Source organism: Salibacterium sp. K-3 (assembly GCF_054052005.1).
Genome location: NZ_JBSVZE010000009.1, coordinates 1 through 489 on the forward strand (window position 1 = coordinate 1; position 489 = coordinate 489).

Here is a 489-nt window from a genome sequence, read left to right on the forward strand (position 1 = left end):
AATGCTGGCAACTAAGGTTAAGGGTTGCGCTCGTTGCGGGACTTAACCCAACATCTCACGACACGAGCTGACGACAACCATGCACCACCTGTCATTCTGTCCCCCGAAGGGGAAAACTCCATCTCTGGAGCGGCCAGAAGATGTCAAGACCTGGTAAGGTTCTTCGCGTTGCGTCGAATTAAACCACATGCTCCACCGCTTGTGCGGGCCCCCGTCAATTCCTTTGAGTTTCAACCTTGCGGTCGTACTCCCCAGGCGGAGTGCTTAATGCGTTTGCTTCGGCACTAAGGGCGTCGAAACCCCTAACACCTAGCACTCAACGTTTACGGCGTGGACTACCAGGGTATCTAATCCTGTTCGCTCCCCACGCTTTCGCGCCTCAGCGTCAGTTACAGGCCAGAGAGCCGCCTTCGCCACTGGTGTTCCTCCACATCTCTACGCATTTCACCGCTACACGTGGAATTCCACTCTCCTCTCCTGTACTCAAGT

General features: G+C 55.0%; 1 rRNA gene. It reads right to left on the reverse strand.

The annotated features are described in order from the left end of the window. Positions 1-489 (reverse strand): 16S ribosomal RNA (locus ACW9JV_RS19300); the annotation flags it as partial.